Origin of the sequence: Bacteroides sp. D22 (genome assembly GCF_000163675.1) — a bacterium.
GTDB lineage: Bacteria > Bacteroidota > Bacteroidia > Bacteroidales > Bacteroidaceae > Bacteroides > Bacteroides xylanisolvens.
On sequence record NZ_GG774805.1, the window covers coordinates 138,442 to 160,188 of the forward strand.

14 protein-coding genes and 2 pseudogenes are annotated in these 21,747 nt (G+C 40.4%); 3 read left to right on the forward strand and 13 right to left on the reverse strand.

Features of this window, described 5'->3' with window-relative positions; translation table 11 throughout:
- Positions 1-51: 51 nt before the first annotated feature.
- Positions 52-1,596, reverse strand: a complete 1,545-nt coding sequence (locus HMPREF0106_RS13055) for an acyl-CoA carboxylase subunit beta (protein ID WP_008643569.1) — start codon at positions 1,594-1,596, stop codon at positions 52-54.
- A 233-nt stretch (positions 1,597-1,829) separates the two neighbouring features.
- On the opposite strand from HMPREF0106_RS13055, the pseudogene HMPREF0106_RS0124595 reads away from it, so the two are divergent.
- Positions 1,830-2,243, forward strand: a pseudogene (locus HMPREF0106_RS0124595) (tetratricopeptide repeat protein); the annotation flags it as partial.
- Between the two features lie 92 nt (positions 2,244-2,335).
- Positions 2,336-3,835 carry an L-lactate permease gene (locus tag HMPREF0106_RS13050; protein ID WP_009039894.1) on the forward strand — a complete coding sequence of 500 codons (1,500 nt, stop codon included), beginning with the start codon at positions 2,336-2,338 and terminating at the stop codon, positions 3,833-3,835.
- A 324-nt stretch (positions 3,836-4,159) separates the two neighbouring features.
- Here the strand turns inward: HMPREF0106_RS13050 and HMPREF0106_RS13045 are convergent, their stop codons facing one another.
- The 3 genes from HMPREF0106_RS13045 to HMPREF0106_RS13035 all read right to left on the reverse strand — a co-directional run bounded on the left by HMPREF0106_RS13045 (position 4,160) and on the right by HMPREF0106_RS13035 (position 7,507).
- Complete coding sequence (locus HMPREF0106_RS13045) at positions 4,160-5,269, reverse strand: AAA family ATPase (protein WP_009039895.1); 1,110 nt, start codon at positions 5,267-5,269, stop codon at positions 4,160-4,162.
- Complete coding sequence (locus tag HMPREF0106_RS13040; RefSeq protein ID WP_009039896.1) at positions 5,244-5,978, reverse strand: RNA ligase family protein; 735 nt, start codon at positions 5,976-5,978, stop codon at positions 5,244-5,246. The genes HMPREF0106_RS13045 and HMPREF0106_RS13040 overlap by 26 nt, the downstream gene beginning before the upstream one ends.
- Positions 5,979-6,109: 131 nt before the next feature.
- Entirely contained in the window at positions 6,110-7,507 is a 1,398-nt protein-coding gene (locus HMPREF0106_RS13035; protein ID WP_009039897.1) for an RtcB family protein, read from the reverse strand.
- Between the two features lie 515 nt (positions 7,508-8,022).
- On the opposite strand from HMPREF0106_RS13035, the gene trxA reads away from it, so the two are divergent.
- Positions 8,023-8,520 (forward strand): thioredoxin, encoded by a 498-nt coding sequence (trxA, locus tag HMPREF0106_RS13030; RefSeq protein ID WP_009039898.1) that lies wholly within the window; start codon positions 8,023-8,025, stop codon positions 8,518-8,520.
- Between the two features lie 187 nt (positions 8,521-8,707).
- Here the strand turns inward: trxA and HMPREF0106_RS13025 are convergent, their stop codons facing one another.
- The 9 genes and pseudogenes from HMPREF0106_RS13025 to HMPREF0106_RS12985 all read right to left on the reverse strand — a co-directional run bounded on the left by HMPREF0106_RS13025 (position 8,708) and on the right by HMPREF0106_RS12985 (position 21,735).
- A complete protein-coding gene (locus HMPREF0106_RS13025) occupies positions 8,708-9,424 on the reverse strand; it encodes a LytR/AlgR family response regulator transcription factor (RefSeq protein ID WP_009039899.1) in 717 nt (238 codons plus the stop codon).
- Entirely contained in the window at positions 9,421-10,530 is a 1,110-nt protein-coding gene (locus tag HMPREF0106_RS13020; protein WP_009039900.1) for a sensor histidine kinase, read from the reverse strand. The genes HMPREF0106_RS13025 and HMPREF0106_RS13020 overlap by 4 nt, the downstream gene beginning before the upstream one ends.
- Entirely contained in the window at positions 10,527-11,609 is a 1,083-nt protein-coding gene (locus HMPREF0106_RS13015; protein WP_009039901.1) for a sensor histidine kinase, read from the reverse strand. Before HMPREF0106_RS13015 ends, HMPREF0106_RS13020 begins: the two co-directional genes overlap by 4 nt.
- A 57-nt stretch (positions 11,610-11,666) precedes the next feature.
- Positions 11,667-14,144 (reverse strand): annotated as a pseudogene (locus HMPREF0106_RS13010) (TonB-dependent receptor).
- 182 nt (positions 14,145-14,326) lie between these two features.
- Entirely contained in the window at positions 14,327-14,869 is a 543-nt protein-coding gene (locus tag HMPREF0106_RS13005) for a DUF2500 family protein (RefSeq protein ID WP_009039902.1), read from the reverse strand.
- A gap of 283 nt (positions 14,870-15,152) precedes the next feature.
- Entirely contained in the window at positions 15,153-16,715 is a 1,563-nt protein-coding gene (locus HMPREF0106_RS13000; RefSeq protein ID WP_032851316.1) for a calcineurin-like phosphoesterase C-terminal domain-containing protein, read from the reverse strand.
- An 11-nt stretch (positions 16,716-16,726) separates the two neighbouring features.
- Positions 16,727-18,904 (reverse strand): fimbrial protein, encoded by a 2,178-nt coding sequence (locus tag HMPREF0106_RS12995; protein WP_009039904.1) that lies wholly within the window; start codon positions 18,902-18,904, stop codon positions 16,727-16,729.
- Between the two features lie 20 nt (positions 18,905-18,924).
- The gene (locus HMPREF0106_RS12990) at positions 18,925-20,256 is read right to left on the reverse strand and encodes a sialidase family protein (RefSeq protein ID WP_009039905.1); all 1,332 of its coding nucleotides are present in this window, start codon (positions 20,254-20,256) and stop codon (positions 18,925-18,927) included.
- 18 nt (positions 20,257-20,274) lie between these two features.
- The gene (locus HMPREF0106_RS12985) at positions 20,275-21,735 is read right to left on the reverse strand and encodes a RagB/SusD family nutrient uptake outer membrane protein (protein ID WP_009039906.1); all 1,461 of its coding nucleotides are present in this window, start codon (positions 21,733-21,735) and stop codon (positions 20,275-20,277) included.
- Positions 21,736-21,747: the final 12 nt, after the last annotated feature.

Consider the following 21,747-nt stretch of genomic DNA (forward strand, 5'->3'; position numbering starts at 1 on the left):
TTTATTCTTTTAATGAACACTCTCCATTCTCAACTCTCCACTCTCAACTTATTAAAGCGGAAGATTCGAATGTTTCTTAGGAGGATTAGACTGCCGTTTGTTGGCAAGCATCTCGAAACTTCGAATCAACCGCAAACGGGTTACCGCCGGATCAATCACTTCATCCACATATCCCAATTCCGCCGCCCGGTAAGGATTGGCAAACTTCCCGCGATAATCATCCTGAAGTTCTTTCCGTTTTTCTTCGGGGTTTCCGGCCTTATCTATATCCTTACGGAAAAGAATATTCACAGCTCCATCCGGTCCCATCACAGCTATTTCGGCAGTAGGAAAAGCAAGATTGACATCTCCGCGGATATGCTTGGAGCTCATCACATCATAAGCGCCACCGTATGCTTTGCGGGTGATAACCGTAACTTTCGGCACTGTAGCCTCACAATAAGCATAAAGCAATTTTGCCCCGTTACGAATAATTCCGCCATATTCCTGATCGATTCCCGGAAGGAATCCCGGCACATCTACCAGTGTCAGTAAAGGGATATTGAAAGCATCGCAGAAGCGGACAAAACGGGCAGCTTTGACAGATGCGTTAATATCCAGCGTGCCTGCAAGTACCAATGGCTGATTAGCCACCACTCCCACTGTTTTTCCATTCAGCCGGATATAGCCGGTCACAATATTCGCAGCATACTCTGCCTGAAGTTCGAAGAAACTATTATCATCAGCCACTGCTTCAATCATTTCTTTTATATTATACGGCTGATTCGGATTGGTTGGAATCAAATTAGCCAGTTCCGGAGTCAGACGGGTCGGCGAATCGTTTGTAGCTACAAACGGAGGCTCTTCCATATTATTTCCCGGCAGATAGGAAATCAATTCACGAATATAATTAATACACTCAATATCATTCTCCGCAGAAAGATGAGCTACACCGGACTTTGTCATGTGTACGCCTACTCCGCCGAGTTCCTCTTTAGTGACTTCTTCCTGTGTCACACTTCTCACCACATCCGGTCCTGTAATAAACATATAACCGGAATTTTTCACCATCAGGATAAAATCTGTCAATGCAGGAGAATAAACCGCACCTCCGGCACATGGGCCCATGATCGCGCTAATCTGCGGAATCACTCCGGATGCCATAGAGTTGCGCAGGAATATCTCGGCATATCCGGCCAAAGAACGTACCCCTTCCTGAATTCGTGCACCGCCCGAGTCATTCAATCCGATGATGGGTGCTCCCATTTGCATAGCCATGTCCATCACTTTACAAATTTTCTTAGCGTGCGTTTCCGAAAGAGCTCCACCAAATACGGTGAAATCCTGTGCAAAGACATAGACCAGGCGCTTGCCAATCATACCGTATCCCGTCACTACCCCGTCTCCGGCGAATTTCTGCTTTTCCATACCGAAATCGGTACACCGATGGGTTACCAACTTATCCAGTTCGATAAACGAACCTTTCTCCAATAATAAATCGATGCGTTCACGGGCGGTCAGTTTGCCCACAGAATGTTGTTTTTCAATGCGAGCGTCTCCGCCGCCTTTTTCTGCTTTCCTGTTCAGTTCTTCCAGGTTGCTAATAAGCTCTTTCATAGGCTGTAGTTATTAAAGTTGTATGTGTGTGTAAAAATAAACAGTAATATATGAAATCATTGTCATATTGATTACACAAAGTACTTTTATATAATGAACGCCTCATGTGTGGAAAATGTTAGCATTTATGCCTTAAAACATCTTTATCCATTTATTTAGGGAGCTTTTTTGGCTGGTTGCGACAACAAACTTCCCCGCTTTTCTGTTTATCGCTTATCATTTTTAATAAAACCTATACCGTTGTCAACTTCGATGTTGAACAAGGCCGCATCATTATCCGGGAAAATCCGAAATACCTTAGTCTGAACGAAATGTATCAGGTAGCCAACAACTATCCGAAAGGCAGCAAAGACTTCGTTAATGTATTCGATATCGCCGTGCGGATGTATCCGACTGATGCCGTAGCCAACCTGAATGCAGGAGCTGTCGCTTTATCACAAAAAGACTTGAATGCAGCAGTGAAGTTTATGGAGAAAGCCGACCACAATACTGCCGAGTTCATCAACAATACCGGAGTCTACAATTTCCTTAACGGGGATATTAACCGTGCCATGGCTGCATTTGAGCAGGCAGCAAAGCTAGGTAACGAAGCTGCGCTGGCCAACTTAAAACAATTACAACAAATTCTTAGCGTGAAGATGAAATAAACAGAAAATTTTTTTTATTCACCCGACCAAAGTGGGACGTTTGTTTGTTATATCAATAATAAACGACGTTCCACTTTTTAAATCTGATAATTATGACCTTGATCCTTGCTATTATTCCGGTGTTACTGTTGATTATATTAATGGCATTCTTTAAAATGCCGGGTGACAAAAGTAGTATCATTTCTCTGATCGTGACGATGCTGATTGCTATTTTCGGCTTCGCTTTTTCAGTAGACAATCTGTTTTACTCCTTTTTATATGGGGCGTTAAAAGCCGTCTCTCCTATCTTAATCATTATCCTGATGGCTATTTTCAGTTATAACGTATTGTTGAAAACAAAAAAGATGGAGATTATCAAACAGCAATTCGCTTCTATTTCTACCGATAAAAGTATTCAGGTGTTATTACTGACTTGGGGATTCGGGGGACTACTGGAAGCGATGGCCGGCTTCGGGACAGCAGTTGCCATTCCGGCAGCCATTCTTATCAGTCTGGGATTTAAGCCTATCTTTTCGGCAACCGTAAGTTTGATTGCCAACAGTGTAGCCACAGCTTTCGGAGCGATCGGAACTCCGGTATTGGTACTAGCCAAAGAAACGAATTTGGATGTATTGCATCTTAGCACGAATGTCGTATTGCAGTTATCCGTTTTGATGTTCCTGATTCCGCTAGTTTTGCTTTTCCTTACTGACTCCAAACTTAAATCGCTTCCCAAAAATATATTTCTTGCCTTATTAGTAGGCGGAGTTTCTTTAGTCAACCAATATCTGGCTGCCAAGTACATGGGTGCTGAATCTCCGGCCATTATCGGCAGTATTCTTTCGATTATCGTGATTGTTCTTTATGGAAAACTGACTGCCTCTAAAGAAGAGAAAGCACGGAAAAGCCATCTGAGAACAAAAGATATACTGAATGCATGGAGCATCTATTTGCTGATTCTATTTTTAATCATCCTGACCAGTCCCCTCTTCCCGGAATTGCGTCATACATTAGAGAATAACTGGATAACCCGAATCAGTTTGCCCATCAATGCTTCCACCGTCAATTATACCATTTCCTGGCTAACTCATGCCGGGGTATTGCTTTTCATCGGAACTTTTATCGGTGGATTAATTCAAGGAGCTAAAGTAAAAGACCTGTTCATCGTTCTTTGGAATACAGTGAAGCAATTAAAGAAAACATTCATCACCGTGATCTGCCTTGTGGGATTATCCACAATTATGGATAGTGCCGGAATGATTGCTGTGATTGCCACGGCACTGGCTACGGCTACGGGAAGTTTGTATCCACTGTTTGCTCCGGTCATCGGTTGTCTGGGAACGTTTATCACCGGAAGCGACACCTCTTCCAATATCCTTTTCGGAAAGTTGCAAGCAAGTGTTGCAGGGCAAATTCATGTCAGCCCGGATTGGCTGTCCGCTGCAAATACAGTAGGTGCTACAGGTGGTAAGATTATCTCTCCGCAAAGTATTGCCATTGCTACTTCTGCGGGAAACCAACAGGGAAAAGAAGGTGAAATACTGAAAGCGGCTATTCCTTATGCGTTGGTGTATGTGGCAATTACCGGAATTATTGTTTATATTTTCAGTTGATTACCCCAAAGATATCTCTAATAAGTTTACGATGTCTTTACCCTCACACCCTCTCCCTATTAGCTCAAACCGCTTATTCATCATGGTTACAGGTGGGAGGGTAAACGGTTACTTTCAACCTGCCTCGTAATTACTCATTGGAAAATTTCCGGTTAACAGTAGTTCCACTTTGTTTCATTACTTGGGACAAAGTGTTTCACACCGGGAAACAAAGCGTTTCAAGCATTGAAACAAAGTGTTTCACACCGAGAAACGAACTGTTTCAAGGCTTGAAACATATTTTGAAACTATTCGGTCATTATTTGTATAAGTTCTATAAGTTACTTATACCACATGATATACCACTTCATGCGCTTCCGTCAGTTGAGGAACCTCCAGTTTATCCAACATCTTATCCAATACAGATTCAGGAAGTGCATATTCCCTGCTTTTATTTTGTTGACGCCAAGTGTGATATGGCTGTTCCAGATAGACTATCTTCACTTTTGCACCATAATCAACAAACAGATCAATCAGTTGGGCACGCATCTGACGAGTTATGTTAGTAGCATTCCAAACAAAATCCTGTCCTTTGCGAAGATACGTTCTGGCTTCTTCCTTCGCCATTTGCACTACCCGTCCATTCGCCGACTTATCCGTGGGACTCAATTTGTACTTGCGACGAATGGCATCCAAGCTCACCACCGGCATATCCATGCCAGCAGACTGAATATAATAGTCTTTCCCCATTCCCGGAAGTCCTGACAACATCGTCACTTCACATTTAAACTGTTCGTGAGGGATATAATCAATATAACTGCCTTCTGCATGGAAGTAATGAAAGCGTGCATAATCTGTGGCAAACTCTCTCGGTTTACTCCAACAATCTTGTTCACGGCAGAAAATCTCAAACAGTTCCACAGCTTCCAACAACCCATTCTTATCTTCACAAATACGTCCTCTGACGTCAGCTTCAGCCAACATTTTCAGTAATGAAGTATCTACCCGTAAAGAAGCTTCACAGAGTTTCTTTACAGAATCCGACTTCTCCATCAGCCAAACAGGCAATCCGTGATACCGGACTAAAGACGCAATCTGCTCCCGAATATGGAACGGAGCAGGACAATCCCGGTATAAAATAGTACGGGCAGTGTACTCTCCTTTTCTGGCGTGCCCTTTAGCAGATACCCGCCCCTCTCCTTCATCCACGGAAGTCGAACGTTTTTCAACATCATGTAACAATGCAGATGTCCAAATAATTTCTTTCTCCAAGGTGCAGAGAGTCTGATAAGCAGAAGACTGCTGCAATGCTTCCAACACCATACGGGTATGCTCGGCCACACTTCCCTCCGCATGATAACGAGTATCCTGCGGGACGACATTCATTTCTCGTACCCACTCGAACTGCTGTTCGAGTGAGCACCACGATTTATCTTCTATCAATTTCCAATTCATCATTATTCTCCTTTTCATTACTCAATTCCCAGACAAGCGGGGCACGTTTCCAATTACGCGTCCAATGCTCATCTGTTTTGACGTGTCCTTTTCGCACATACTTAAACACATGATGCGCAAATTCGCTTACCGGATATTCCTCGATATTGCGGCTGACTACTCCTTCACGAGTACAAGCCACTTTCGTCCACGGATCACATGAACCGAAAACAGACGGGTCTTGTGACATATCGATGATTTCCTGTTTTAAAAGCTCCGGCGTTAAACCGGAAACAGGTTCTATCTTCAACTCCAGAACCGTAGGCAAGTCAAATAAAGCTGCATAAAACTTCACTTCTTCCCATGACAACCATTGATCCATGCAACGAACCGCAAAGATATAAAAATGCGTTTCTAACCGTTGATATTCAATAGAATGTATGGCGTATAGATTTTCTCCAAAGATTTCTATATCGCCCAAATCATTCTTTATCAATTCCCAACGTTCCCGCAGTTGCCTCGTCCAGGGTGAAGTGGTGGGAGCCGCATGCGAACGGGCAAAGACACCCCACTGACTCAAACAATTATTCTCTCCATCCAACTTCTCGGTATGCACCAATGTCTTAATCCGTTGGATATCTTCCCAATACGTATGATTAATTCGGTCATCACTAGTCGTTCCGGGAGAGAACGGATAGTGATAGGTACGACCATATTTCTCTGATATCATCTTCTTCTTTTTTTTTAATTAAATACTTATTCTTTTTTGCACAGCTAAACAGCACTAAAGCCACTACCCGGCAACATTCCGCAGGTCCTCTGCCGGAAGTAATTTGTAAATAGACTTTTTCTTTCATCGCATCATTCCTTATTCATTCGTACAATGCGAGGCATAAATTTGCCTTGCACTTCCACTAGTGTCTCCTGCGTATACATCACTCTGTCAATGTCCTTGTATGCCAGCGGCATTTCTTCCACGCTCCCACCAATCAAAGTTACTCCTGCTTGCGACAGTAACTTCTTCAAAGCCGATTGCGTAAAACTATCTTTTGCCTTTTGGCGGGACATTGCCCTGCCGGCTCCATGAGAAGCCGAATTCAACGCATCTTCCACCCCTTTGCCACACACCAGATAACCCGGGGTGGCCATACTTCCGGGAATCAATCCCGCTTGTCCCTTTTGCGCCGGAGTAGCCCCTTTACGATGGACGATCGCCATACGTCCCGGTGTTATTTCCTCTTTCCAAGCGAAGTTATGATGATTATTGACATTAGCGAGAGGCTTCAACCCCAAGGCTTTCGCCAAATTCAAATGAATCCGTTCATGACAGGCACGGGCATAATCACCTGCCAGATTCATACTCATCCAATACTCCTGTCCCTCTTCCGTGTTCAAATCCAACCAGGCAAAATGTTGTGCTTCACGAGGAAGCCTGCACACTTCACGTGCCAGCAGACTGTAATGTTTTGCAATAGCAGCCCCCAATCCTCGTGAACCGGAATGTGACAGCAATGCCAGGTAACTTCCTTCCGGAAGATTCAGCACGTTTTTTTCTTGCAGAGTGATCTCGCCGAACTCTACAAAATGATTGCCACCACCGGAACTCCCCAGTTGACGGACGGCCTTTCCATGCAAGTCCCTCAATAAAGGTGTCAGACGGAATTCCTCCCTATCCAGCACTTCATGTTCCTGCTCAAAACCCAATCCGCCATCCATACCGAAATGGGTGAAGTCTTTCAAGGCTTCCTTCATCTGATAGGCATACCGTTTCAGAAAATCTGCTCCGGCATCGAATACTGTCAGACTCATCCGGCAGCCGATATCAACTCCTACGGCATACGGAATCACCGCATTATCCGTAGCAAGCACTCCACCGATAGGCAACCCGTATCCGGCATGAGCGTCAGGCATCAATGCTCCGGCCACTGTTACAGGCAAGCGCATAGCCAGGTTCATCTGTTGTTTGGCAATCGTCTCGATAAATTTACCTCCATAGGTTTTATACATCAACGGCTCATCCAGTAAATCATAAGCTATAAACTCTTTCGCTATTATAGTCGGCGAAAGGCGTTCGGCCAGCTTATTCCATATTTCATTGTTTTTGTAAGATTCGGGATGCTCGAGTATATCGCTCAATGTCATTTCAATCTGTTCTTTTGTGTCATATTTGCAATGTTTGCTTACAATGTCCACTACCAGACTGCGGGCAACATTATCCTGGTATCCCAGTTTACTTAAATCTTTTAATCGTATTCCCATACTCTTTTTTCATTCGCATACAACATTCCCTGTCAGCCTCACCGACAAACGACGATGCAATACACGTGATACCAATGCTTAGGATACGGATATAAAATACCCTCCCACCGCATTGAAGTGATTAATTAAAAAAATAATAAATGTGATTGCAGGACTAATCAACCATTGCCGCCTGTTAGTAGAATTGCGGTCAATGTAAGAACCATCAGTTCAATATAAAAAATAATAAGTTGCAAAGCCTCATTCTCCCGACGAGACAACTTAGTCCTAATTTGAAAATATTATAACTCCAACATAATTAATACCCTTTCCATCAATTTTAAAGGGTGAATACTCATTTTATCGCGGCAAAAGTAGTGCTTATTTTTATATCTTCCAAAGATTAATAGACAAATTTTAGTGTTCAATAACTATCCGAGGGAAGTTTTGCCAAGAGTTTCTGTCAAATTGCTATTTTATGGTCCCTTTATATCGTCTATCTTTGCATCAGATAAAAACAAAAAGAAAGATAATATATGAAACAGATAAAAAGCTTATTAAGTGTCTTCGTCTTGACACTGGCAGCCACGGCTTGCGCGGGAAACAGCGGAGAAAATAAAAAAAGCAATGAACCAACAAAGGAGGACAATAAAATGGAAGTAGTAGCATTAAATAAAGCAGATTTTTTAAAGAAGATATATAACTATGAAGCCAATCCGAACGATTGGAAATTTGAAGGCAGCCGTCCTGCCATCGTAGATTTCTATGCTACCTGGTGCGGTCCCTGCAAAGTGATACACCCGATTCTGGAAGAACTTAGCAAAGAATATAGCGGCAAAGTAGATATCTACCAGATTGATGTGGACAAAGAACAAGATCTGGCAGCAGCATTCGGTATCCGCAGCATCCCTACCCTATTGATGATTCCGATGAAAGAGGAACCGAGAATCATGCAGGGAGCTATGCCTAAAGACCAGCTTAAAAAAGCAATTGATGAATTTCTTCTGAAACAAAATAACGAAGCAAAGCAATAGACTTCGACTTTTTTCTCGTCATGGCAACTGCCCTCTATTCGTCTTTAGAAGATGGATAGAGGGCTGTTTATATATGCCAAATGATAAGAACAAACATATTTGCATATATTCGCACTTCACTTTATCTTCTTATTTATATTTCAAATTGAAAAAATGCAGAAACATTGAATAATACTACATCACGATCTCACACTCTTTGTTTCATCACAAACCCCTCAAAGAAATCGTCGCGGTAACTATTACCGATAGCTATTTCATACGATTTTATGAATATATCATTATTGTCAAATGATTCGATGTGACCGGTATTGACAATATATGACTTATTCACCCGCAGAAAAGTTGATTTGGGTAACAAATCGAATATGGCTTTCAAACTCATACGGGTGATAATACGTTGATCGCTAAGTTGGATTATAACGTAATCTTTCAATCCTTCAATGAAGAGAATATCGGAGAAGTTGACTTTGAAATACCGGCGTTCTGCTTTCACAAAAAAATAGTCGGCAGTAACCACCGTTTCTATGGCTTCTTTCTCTTCTTTCAGTAACAAAGAATGGTAAGACAAAGCCTTATCCACAGCTTTTTGAAAACGCTCCGCTTCAACAGGCTTAATCAAATAATCTATCGCATCCACTTCGTAACTGTCCAGTGCATACTCTGTATAGGCTGTAGTGAAAATAACCAGTGTTTTCTTTGAAATCGTACGTGCAAACTCAATTCCTGTAATCCCTGGCATCTGAATGTCAAGAAAAACCAAATCAGTCACATGTTGCTCCATGAAATCGGAAGCAGTGGACGCACTATTAAAACTCCCGATTAATTGAAGGTTACTCGATTCTTCTATCAATAGCTTCATGGCTTCACGTGCCAATGGTTCATCGTCTACAATAATACAATTCATAATGTTATACTTAAAATTACAGTATACTTATTTTCATTCTCTATCTGCTTCAGCTCATACCGACCGGGATACAACAGCCCCAATCTGCGTTGAATATTCACAAGTCCTATCCCTCCGACTTTACCTTTACTAACGGCAACTTCCGGTGTGGAATTCTCGCATCGAAACTCTAATCTATCATTATCAACTTTAAACGAAACGTGCACATACGAAGGATGCTCGCTGTCAAAACTATGCTTTACCGCATTCTCCACAAAAGGAATAAACAATAACGGCTGAATCCAAATGGAATCTGTCTCTCCATGTTCCTCCATCGTAAACTGAAAATTATCACGGCGGATCTTTTCCAGATTCAGATAATCATTTAAGAAACGGATATCCGATGCTAACGAGACTCTTTCTCGCGAACTGTCATTTATCTGATAGCGCAATAAATCCTCTAATTTGAAAAGTACTTTGGATGCTTCTTCCGGATTTCTCTTTATCAGGACATTGGCATTATTCAGCATATTAAAAAGAAAATGCGGATTAATCTGATTTTTAAGAAACTTCAGTTCCGACTGTAAAGTCGTGGATTCCAGTTCATCAATACGCAGGTTGTAGCGTAGCCAATGCATGAACAATGAAATAGCCGCAGAGCCTGCCATGACAAAGCCAATGGTCAGTATGCCCGAAAAAGCATTGATAAAAGTAGCAAAACCATTGGGATCTTTTCCGGGCAGAATCACTTCAAAAAGCAAACCTTGGGTAACTGAAAGAAAAGTAATGACTGCTATATTTGTAATGACTGCCATCAACACATAACTACCCCAACGATTCTTCAACAAGAAATAAGGAACCAATACATACAGGTTTATATATATCACCATATTCATAGAAACAAAATATGCCAGACATCCGCCTAGTCGCCTCCCAAAGGAGACTGTTTGTAAAGGCTCATACCAAAGGACGTTGATTGTTATCAAAACAACAACCAATTGCAGCAGCAAATGCCTGTATATCCGATAACGGGGACTCAATAGAAATGCAGTGACACTTTTATCATTCATGTTTCTGTCAGTGGTATTTTTATTGAAGTCATTACCATGATTGGTATCCATACTCATGACTCACCTCCTTTCAGTTCCAGCCATATACTGCCGACAGCCAATGACAATCTGTAACGGCTTCCATACAAAATATCCAATCTTTGTCTGATTCTTTCCAGCCCTTTATCGGACGACAAGAGATTTACTTCAGGACAAGCGCAAGCGAAAATAATCGTACCCTTTTCCGCTTTCAAATGAGTTTTCAATGAAACAGGAGGCTGTATCTGTTGCTCGTCTATTGCTTTGACTATATATTGTACAAAAGGGATGAAAAGCAAAGGTGGTACCAACATTCTGTTCACTTCGCCTTCGGAAGTAAATTCATAGTAAAATTGTGGTCGGGAGGTCTGTTCCAATGTCAGGTAATTAGTAAGAAATGTAATTTCGCTACTAAGCAAAACTTTGGCCCTATTGCAGTCATACAACTGATAGCGGAGAAGTTGGCTTAACTTCATCAACATCTTTGAGGCTGTTTCCGGCTCACTCAACGTTAATTCTCCCGATTGGTGCAATGTTTTAAAAAGAAGTTCAGGGCTGATCTGTTCTTTTAACCGTTCCACTTCAGAAACGACATGGGCTTTCTCCATTTGTGAAACACGCCGGTTATTAATCATCCACTCCTTCAGGAGAACTGTCATCGTACCTCCTATCATACACAGCGTAGATAACATAAAAGAAGAAATATAGTCCACTACCATGTGCATCGAAAAATAAGAACCTCGCGCATGGAGTTCCGGCCAATAGGAATATGCCATGTATTCTATTGACATCTGTATCAACAGAGCTACGATCATCGCAGCAGAAAGCAATGACAAATAGGTCAAATAATGTCTCTTCAACAAATATTTCGGAAAGAGTTGGAAAAGATTCAAGTAGATAACCGCTACATAAGTGAGCAGGTAAAGAAAGGTAAATGTGTAAATCCATCCGCCCAATATATCCTTATAATCCAAAAAGATAATAAAGACCTGATTGAAAGAGATCGTCCCCAGCACCAGGATAAGTACCAAATACCGCATCCATCGTAAGTCCGGACTAACGAGAAATCGATATAAAAAGGTAGATTCACTACCTGTTGCAAGTGTTTCAGTTGTCATACGCTTTATTGGGGACGAAGATAAAACATTTTTCCGGTTAGACTCTATACCGTATCTCTAAAATTCAAGTTTATAACTCACATTCGTCAATATCGTAGAATTGTCGCTGACATCTATTTTTCCAGTTTTCACATTATATTCATGACCGTAATGTTCTTTAGCACCCGTAAAGTTAAGTCCTTTCACTGCAAATTCATGTGATACTTTTCTCTTGTTGATACGATAACTGACAGTATAATTACCAATCAACATAGGAGAATATTGTTTTGAGAAAGCTTTCGTTTCGTCATATTGCACTTCTTTATCCGGATGATTCATCGTTGCCTCCAAGTCAATCGGAGAATATCGATCACCACCTTGCAAGGTTAGTTTCAGGTTGACACTAAGTATATTCTGTTTATTTCTTCCCAACATCCATTCTTTACCGATGAGTCCGTTTATCACATAATTACGGTTAAACTTCGTGTTATACCACACACCGTCCCCACCCCGGTAACGGGAATCAAACCAGGAACCCGAAATCATATAATAAAGTCCTTTCTCCAAAAAACGTTCGAAGGTAATGTCTATTCCCACATTGCGTCCTCTTCCTTTATTGACCAACGCATCTTCCACATAAAAATCAGAACGGTTAAGTACGGAGTAAGAACTATCCGCCATTACTGGGACATCATGCAAAAACTGGATATATGGTTCTATCTTCAGATTCATGCGATCAGAAATCTTGTAACCGAATGATAACATAATGTGCTGTGCTTTTGTAAAATCAAGATCTTTATTGACGGATTGATCGCCTGTACTTTTCGTTTTAACAAAATATACATCCATCTTTTCCATGCGACTGTACATTCCATAAGCCAACGCAAAGGTTGCTTTTGGAGTAGCTTGCCACTTCAGGCCAACCCGTGGTTCTACAGACCATTTATTGTTCAGAGTCAGAAGCTGTCCATAGATTCCGGCATTAAGGGTCCAACGCTCTGTTAATCCCACCGATGAACTATTGTAGGCTGAAATCAGACTTGTATTACCTTTTCCTTGAGATACAATTTCCAGTGGTTCGGCTTCATAAGGAGCAATGGAAAGATCCATTTTGTAGAACATATTGGTATAAGTGAATCCTGTCTTGTTCGTAAAACGGTTACTGAATTTACGATTAAAGGTAGTGGTAAATATCAGGTTAGTATATTTTGAATCAAGATCCATATAAGGAGTAGACTCCATCGAATGATTGAACAAGGTTGCTCCTCCGTCGAGTTACGAATAGGTAGCGGCTATCGTGGTCTTCAATGATGCGTCATTATTAAAGAAATAACGATGGCTGACACCTCCGGCTGCCATATATTGCTTGTCTCTTGATTCACTGCGGTCGCCCCAATAATCCCATTTCTCTGTGTTCTTCTCAAAATCACTGGTGAACTTATCAATCAGGCTCGTTCCCCAGACAGAGAATGTTCCGGCTTTCCGTGTTGGAAAGTTAAGTTTGAGGTTCAGGTCCTGATAATCCATCGTTCCTCCTTCAAGATTCAGAAGTCCGGTTGTAGAATAACGGTAATTGAAAATATACGATGCTTTATGTTTCTTGCTCAAAGGGCCTTCGGAAGCGACGTCGATTCCCATAATTCCCACCTGAATGGTATTTTCGTTCTTTTGGTTGTTGCCGTTACGCAATTTCATGTCAAAGACTCCGGATACGGCATTTCCATATTCGGCAGGAAATGCTCCGGTGAAAAAATCAGAGTTTCCAAGCACTTGTGAACTTAGAGAGGAAAGGATTCCTCCACCCAATGTAGCGATGTCCGCAAAGTGATTCGGATTAGGAATTTCGACATCCTCCAGTCTCCATTGCAACAGATGTGGGGCATTGCCATGAATAGAAATTCCATTGGAAGAAACGCTGGGAGCCACTCCGGCAAAAGCAGAAACCAAACGTGCGGGATCATCAAATCCACCGGCATAACGGCTCGCTTCTTCTACACTCAACATGCGTGCTCCGGTAGTAGCCATCTTATTCATTGCTTCTTCCTTGTTCGTCCGCGCACGAATTACCACTTCGTTCAATTCGTTCACGCTTTCTTTCAAAGGTATTTCCAAATATATTTCCTTGGCGGAGGTCACCAGTATTTCTCTGAAAATGCCCGGTTCATATCCCATAAACGCAGCTTCTACGGTATGTCGGCCGACAGGAACCTGCGGTATACTGAAACGACCAAGACTGTCTGTTATCGTACCCGCCCCCTCTTTTTCAGATAGCTTTACTGTTGCATACGGTATCGGAAACTTCGAGTCTCCATCTATAACAATTCCACGGATGGTCTGCATCGGACGTCCTTTCCGTCCTGTTGTCTGGCTAAATACTGTTACAGACACAAATAAAGCGGTCAATAATAGGATCCATCCGCCATAACGATACATTTTACGGGAAAGTTCTTCACTTAGAACTTTTTCAAAAGTTTTGAGCACTGTCCCACACTCATCTAAAGAGACGCCCGACTGAATAGATATTTTCTCTAATAACCTAGTTTTATTCATCTTCATGATTTTATTCCGTTTTAATTTCTTCACGAAGATAAGGCATAGATCAGCACTAATTTTTCAAATGAGACGAACGCGTCCCATTTGTAGACTAAATGCAAAATTAGCAAGATGAAAAATAAAAGAAAAGAAGAATATCGCTTTTAAAGGATATATAACCCATTCTAAAGGTGGTGTGACTTTCATTAAAGTCCTTTGGTAATTACAGGCAACCCAAATAAGCCCTTTTGCAAAGTCAGAATCTTCGGCCGACCTGTCTTTATCTTATTATAAGTAGAAGGAGATACATGCAATGTTTCTACATTCCCATTTTCAAAAGCTACCTGCAAATAATATTCTTTACGAACGCCATCCGACACATAACGATGTCTGCCGACCCTACGAGTTTTCTTATGTGTTTCTATATATTTTTTCTGTGCCATGACTTCCTCTTCATGCGTGGAAGCAGAATCGGCGAACCAGTAATTCCCCCCAAGAAACAATACACAACTGATAGCACCGACACAAACCAAATGGCAACAACAATTAATTACTTTATTATCCATTGTTGTCAGCCAAATCCATCCTTTATAGAAAGGAATTGTTGCTATCACTATTATAAGTGCCACTCCAATAGGTATCCACCAGGCAGCCAATGTATCTTCGTATACTACACAGGCAACTCCACATGAAATAATAATCACGAGAATCATCAGGATACGAAGTGTATTAATGAACAGAGTTTTCATAATATTACCATTTTATATGCAAATATAAAAATAAGCAACCAAAAACAGGTATAATATCATTCATAAAAAATAATGCTGACACAAGTCGTTGGCTATTTGAACATAATAAATTAACTTTGCCTATATAACAATGAAAACTCCACTCATATAGATTTAGTAATACTTGAAGATATTCTAAAATTGTTATTACCGGAGATCAATCATAAAGATTTCACTATTGTAGAATTATAGAAAGATAGCAAAAAAGACTCCAGCCTTTCCGACTGGAGTCTAAAAACGTTATTTATTCCATATCCCAAGAAAATTTCTTTGGTCTTTTCATCATCGTTTTATAAACATTGCCAAACCGGTCAGTAATGCGGATACTTATAGAACTTTTGGCATCAGCAGCTTTCACTTTAAACATATGAGAATTGTAATTAGCCAAGAAAGCAGTGGGTCTACCGGGCAACGCATCTTCATCACTTCTAATTAAACGATATAGAGGGTCACGGGTCCAACAATGAGAAACATCTAAAGAACGCCCGTTCTCTGTAACCTCTATTTTCCAGTCAGGATCCCAATTATAAATGTTTATCAATATTTCGTTAGAGTCCTTGCATCCACCAAATTGTTCAGGAACACAATTCAAATCATATACAAAGAATTGGCTCTTCTCTAAATCTCTTTCAGCAGCCTTAAACTGCCATTGGAGATTATCATCTTTTACTTTTATAATCCAATATCCGGCAGGAGAACCGTCTTCACTAATTAATCGACTAGTCTCTCCATTTATTTTCCAAGAAACAGCAGATGCGGAAGGTAAACTATGAAGAGTGATATTATCACTATAAACATAATTACTACTTCTATGCGTATGTCCTGCGAAAATCTGAACCTGATTAAATTCAGCAAAACAACCCAAAAATTCTTTTGCATTCTCAAAGTCATAGTCAGTTTCCAGTACTCCATCTTTCATACCTGTGTATTTTAATGGAGGCACATGCATACCTACCATAATGGGAGTATTCTTCGGCATAAAAGACAAATCCTTTTTTATCCATTCCATTTGTCGTTCATCTATACGATAGGTAAACTGATAATTCAGCTTCCCGTCTTTTTTCACCGGGCCACCTGTTATGATATTATCCAGTATCATAACATGCCACGCACCAATATTAAAAGAATAGTAGTTAGGACCTATTACATCTTTGTAAACTGATTCACCATAAAAATCCCAATCAGATATATTCTCAATCACCTTACGTTCATTATCATGATTACCCATAGTATGATATACAGGAATAGGAAAATCTTTCATTGTTTCCAAATATTCAGGTAATGCATAATGATTGATATGCCATTTCACATCAGTAGTCATATCACCCAGACATATTGCATAAACAGGTTTGTTTGTACGAGCCTTTATTTGTGATACAATATCGGGATAAAAGGTTTTTCCAAACTGTGGTAAGTCATTGTCAACACGGTCATTTGTCAGATGTATATCCGTAAACATAAAAATCTCACAATCTTTATTATCTCTTTTAGTCAGATGAAAGTTCACAGTATCCACCTCATTATATCCCTTCTTCAAACGAACAAAATGATTCGGAATAATACCAGTATGATCTACTTCATAGTTAGCCGGAACAGAAATAAATACATATCCGTCCTCTTTCTTCGAATTGAAACGAAAATCTCCTTCGGCATTTGTTTTCACGACTTCTACTCCATCAGAAACAAGAACATTGGAAACAGGTTTCTGACCACAAGTAACTTTTCCTACGACATTGTCAAATGCTACGGCATAACTGCCGTAAGCACTCAATAGATATATTATAAATAATAATGTAAATGTTTTCATAAACATCGATTCTAATAGTTTTTAATACAACGAACTGTTTGGGCAAAAGACCTGGCCTGTGCTATACAATAAATTCTAGTATTTCCATCTAAAGGATCAAAATAAATACCTGAAGAACTTACATCCCAGCAAGTAGCGGCCCAACTATACAGATTTATTCCTTGATTCACTAGTTCACCTGTTTTATTATTACGTCTACCGGCTGCCGGAAAATAAATGGTTTCCATACCTGTTGTTGCAGAGTTAAAGATAGCTGAAGCAGACGATAGTTTAGCATCGGCACTTTCACCAGCAAAGTCACTCTGCGCATTACCGGACAATTTGTCAATGCGGAGATAAATACCGGAGTCCGTCTTGATACGACGTAACCTCAAATAATACGCACCATCAGTCTGATATTTCTTTATAGCATAAATAGTAGCCTCATCTTTAGCGGATGTCACATATAGTGCATCATAAAGTGTCCCGGTATCATCCAATACTTCAGCCGAATTTATTTTAAAATCAACCTTACTAAAATTACCAATACCTGCAGAGTTTTTATATGGTAAAATCGTCTGATATTCTCTGTAACTTGGCACATGATAACCTTCCGGACAGGGGTTTCCCAAACTTCCTGTCCTATCTTCCCATGTTGTAGTTTTGTCTGCAACAGAAACGGCTGTATACCAGTCCGTCGAAGATGAAGACGAAACTATAAATTCTTTCATGCCATGTGCCTGCTGTATCGTTATCCCCGGATCACTAACTGCAATACCAACTGTTCCAAAAGTTGGGAATGGAACATTCCTTCCCCATTGATAATAATAACCATACGTATCTGAATGAGTTATATTTTCTTCTGTTAAAGGTAAAACAGCTCCCAAATTCCGGTCTAACCATTCCATACCATTAAACGTAATGGTAGAAGGCATCGATTGCTGAACTATTTCCACCGTTTCTTTCTTCTTTCCAAGACCGATTGTAAATGAAGCTGTTCGTTCCCTACCGGAAGTATTATCTTCCAAACAACAAACCCTCACAAGATTTTCCTCCACAGTAATACTATACCAAGATTCATTTCCCTGTTTCTCCACACTCACGGCTCCCGCCATATTAGTAGCCCAGAAAATCTCATATCCCCAGAATTTATCAGCAGTGAATGGGAAAGTCATTTTATTATTTTTCAGATGCACACCGCTAATAGAGAAATTACCATCAGACCAGTTAGGTACAAACTCCGCTTCCACTTCATTCCCGGATAATGACAAAATCATGTTAAAGAGGTAGCCCGGATACATCGGATTGGAGCAAGGAAACTCTTTCTCGAAATCAACTCCGTTCTTTTTCCCTTTTATCTGTACAGTCACTCTATAGTCAGCTGCTGCACTGCTGGTACCCGGAGTATATAAAAGATATAACTTATCGGGAATCATTTCCTCCAATGCTCCGTTATCCACCATATTCACCTCATAGTTGACAAAACGCGATGTCTTCTTACTATAATCATTAATAAAAGGATAAGCACTTTCCGGTACATTCTTCAATTGCACAGAAGAAATAAAAAGTCCGTTTGTTTCAGAACCTGCCGCTTTATTCTTTATATTTATCTTCGCATATTGCGGAGCTAAAGTTATACCGATATTCTCCATATCCGCGTTAGCAACCAAGGCGTTTCCCATCATGATAAATGGAGAGGTCTGCTGTTTATCCGCTTTTATAGAAAAATCATTGATAAATTTATCATATACGGTCACATCAGAGAAATCAGATTTTGTACTCTCTGCCAACGAACACAAAACAGGATAACTAGCTTTATCATTAGCATTGGCTATTACCACTACCCGTTTCGTCCCACCTGTAGGCAAAACAATATTTCTATTCCCAATCTTAATACTCTGATTATGCGGTACCATTTCAGAAGCATCCGGTGTAATATTCATTTCTTTATATTCCAAATAGTTTCCGTCAGATGATACCTTGAAAATAAAGAGATCATACTTTTCCACTTTCAATTCTCCAGCACTAGCGGCAACTTGGTCAGGAGTCCAACTACCGGCCACAAATAAATCCAGATTGATACTTACCTCGGAAGCACCGCTATCTGCCTTGCCTAATGTGTCTATATCCTTATAGTCCACTTCACATCCTATAAACAACACAGAAAGAAGTGCCACCAAGCATGTGATATTTATTTTTATTATCTTCATAATTACTACTCGATTATAAATTAAAGATTCAACTTATCCCCTAAAAGAGAAGGAGGCACTCTGTAAAAGCTTATTTGCTCATTAGGATTTGCCTTTCCAAATTTACCGGAACCATTTTCATAAATGACACATACCGAACCATCTTGCAGGGTAATAATATCCGAATAAGCAGCCCGTCCGCTCCAAATGACCAGCGGAGTAGTCCAGGAGATACCGCTGTCAACACTTTTAGATATACAAAGATTAGAACGGGAAGATGAATGATGAGCATTACTCAATAATAGAGTATTACTAAGGCTCTTATTTATAGGATAATTGACTATAGCCCCTTGGCATCCGGGATCAATCAAGTCCTGATTGACAACAGACTTTCCCCATGTAATACCGCCATCCTTACTAATAGCCGAAGTTCTATATTCAGAAGGCAAATCATTTCCATTTGTATCTTTCACCACTCGACGCATATTAATCAATAAACTTCCGTCCGCAAGCTCGGTCAGACTCGATTCATTTCCTCCTATCTCCGTTCTTCCCCCCAATTGCCAAGTAGAACCGTTATCATCAGAATAGATAATATGAGAATAATTATCTTTATTGCCATTATCCCGATGATTGGCTGAAATAATGATTCGTCCCTTTTGAGGAGCAAGCTGTTTCTGAATACCATGACAAGGTCCGGTGGCATACCAGCTCCAATCGCCTTTTTTCAACCTACTTGTCAAGTCATATTGAGTACTCCATGTTTGACCGTCATCATCCGAATAACAATAGAATACACGTCTGGTATGACCGTCAGAAGTGGACGAAACGAACTTACTTTCCAGTTGATTGGGATAACGTCCCCAGCACCAGAACAGATATATTCTTCCAGTAGACTCAACGACAACAGGTGCCGGATTTCCACAGGTATTATTATAATCATCAACAACAGTTATCATATTGTCCCATGTCTTTCCACCATCCGTAGAACGTTTGACAGCCAGATCAATATCACCCAAATCCTTAGTACTTCCTACCGGAACAACAGGGAATTTTTCCTCATTGCCTTCATAGAAATCAGCCTTAGTATTACGAGCTTCACAAAATGCAAGTATCGTTCCTTTCTTAGTTACAGTAAGTGCCGGTATCCGAAAATAAATATGACTATCTTTACCAGCTTCATATACAATACTTTCCACTATTTCACGATTATCCGGATAACTTATTTCCAGATCGTCGTCTTCTTTCGGATCATCTTCTGCCGGTTCTTCCGGAATCACGAATCCCGGATTTGGACCAAATTTCAAATCATCTCCACAAGCCGCACACAAAATAGAGAAGATCAATAATATGTATAATAATCTATGTTTCATCTGATTCTATATTAATTATTAGTTGTAACCAATCGTTTGACGAATATTCGGATTATTTTCAAAACAATCTGAAGAGATAGGCCATAACAGGATATTAGTTTCATTCTGCCTTCCCAACAAGGAGGGTATCTTAGTAAATACATATCCCATACGGATATAATCCCACCAGCTTTTACCTTCAGCCGCAAACTCCTTAAGTCGTTCATTAAATATGGTTTCATTTATCTCTTCTTTGGTAAGAGTAGACGGATAGTAGTTTTCCTTTCCGTAAGCTCGTTGAGCGATCTGGTTCAGATAAAAAAGCGGATCCCCATTCAACTCATTTTCTATTTCAGCTTTGAAAAGAAGAGCTTCAGCATAACGATATATAGGAATGTCTGATGTGAAGTAACGCGTATTATCTGTCCATTCACCTGTAAACTTGTTAATCCAGGAATAACTGTTACCAGTTTCAGGAATAGTGAAAACTGCAAAAATAGTTGTCGCACGAGTATCGTTACTAACTTCATTTATCAACGTCTGAATTGTATTGCTTAAAGAATACCACTGGTCCTGACTTCCTGTTTTTACGTCATTAGCATCCCGGTATTTCTTATCATCCGTATATTTACTATCCGGAATCAAATAACTCGCCGGATAACCACCTTCAGCCTCATCCCTTTCAAAATGCATAGTAAAGATGATTTCCGCACTGTTCTTGCTTTTTATATCGAATATTTTAGCATACTCGGGAAGCAATGAATAGGTTTTATTCCCCAATACATTATCCACTGCTTCTGATGCCTTAGCCAATGCCTCTTTTCCTGCATTCCTGCATTTATACATCCATAGGTAATAGTCGGCAGCTAACATATTGATAGCAGTTTGCGAACCTGTGGTGCGGTCTGTAACAGAAGCAGGCATAGTGCCCAAAGCTGCTTCTATATCACTTTTCACCTGTTCATAGAGGAGTGTTGCATCCGTTCTTGCCGGCATCATATCACCTTGGTCCGATTCAATACCTTCGAGCATCAATGGAGCATCTCCCCATACCCTGGCAATCGTAAAATACATATAAGCTCTCAAAAAGTAAGCATTCGCTTTAATCTGATTACGCAAATTCTCATCCTGAAAAGTTACTTCATCCACGTACTTGAGAATCATGTTACAGTCGTTGATACTCTTATACAAAAGTTCCCAGCTAGTTCCCTTTGTTTCAGAGGAAGTTAGTTTGTTGCTGACTAATGCAGTTCCGTTAAAACTACCAAGCCCCGGACCTATTAATCCCGAACGGAAATCACCCCAATAACTTAAATTTGTCTTATACGCATTCCGGAAAGAATAAAAAGACCCATACATGGCAGCTTTCATATCACCTTCATTTTGCCACATATTTTCAGAGTTTATGGTGCTCTTCTGTATTACGTCTAAATCTCCGATACAGGAAAACAATCCCAATGGCAACAGAAATAATAGAAATTTTATTGTGTTGGTTTTCATTTTTCTTGTTTT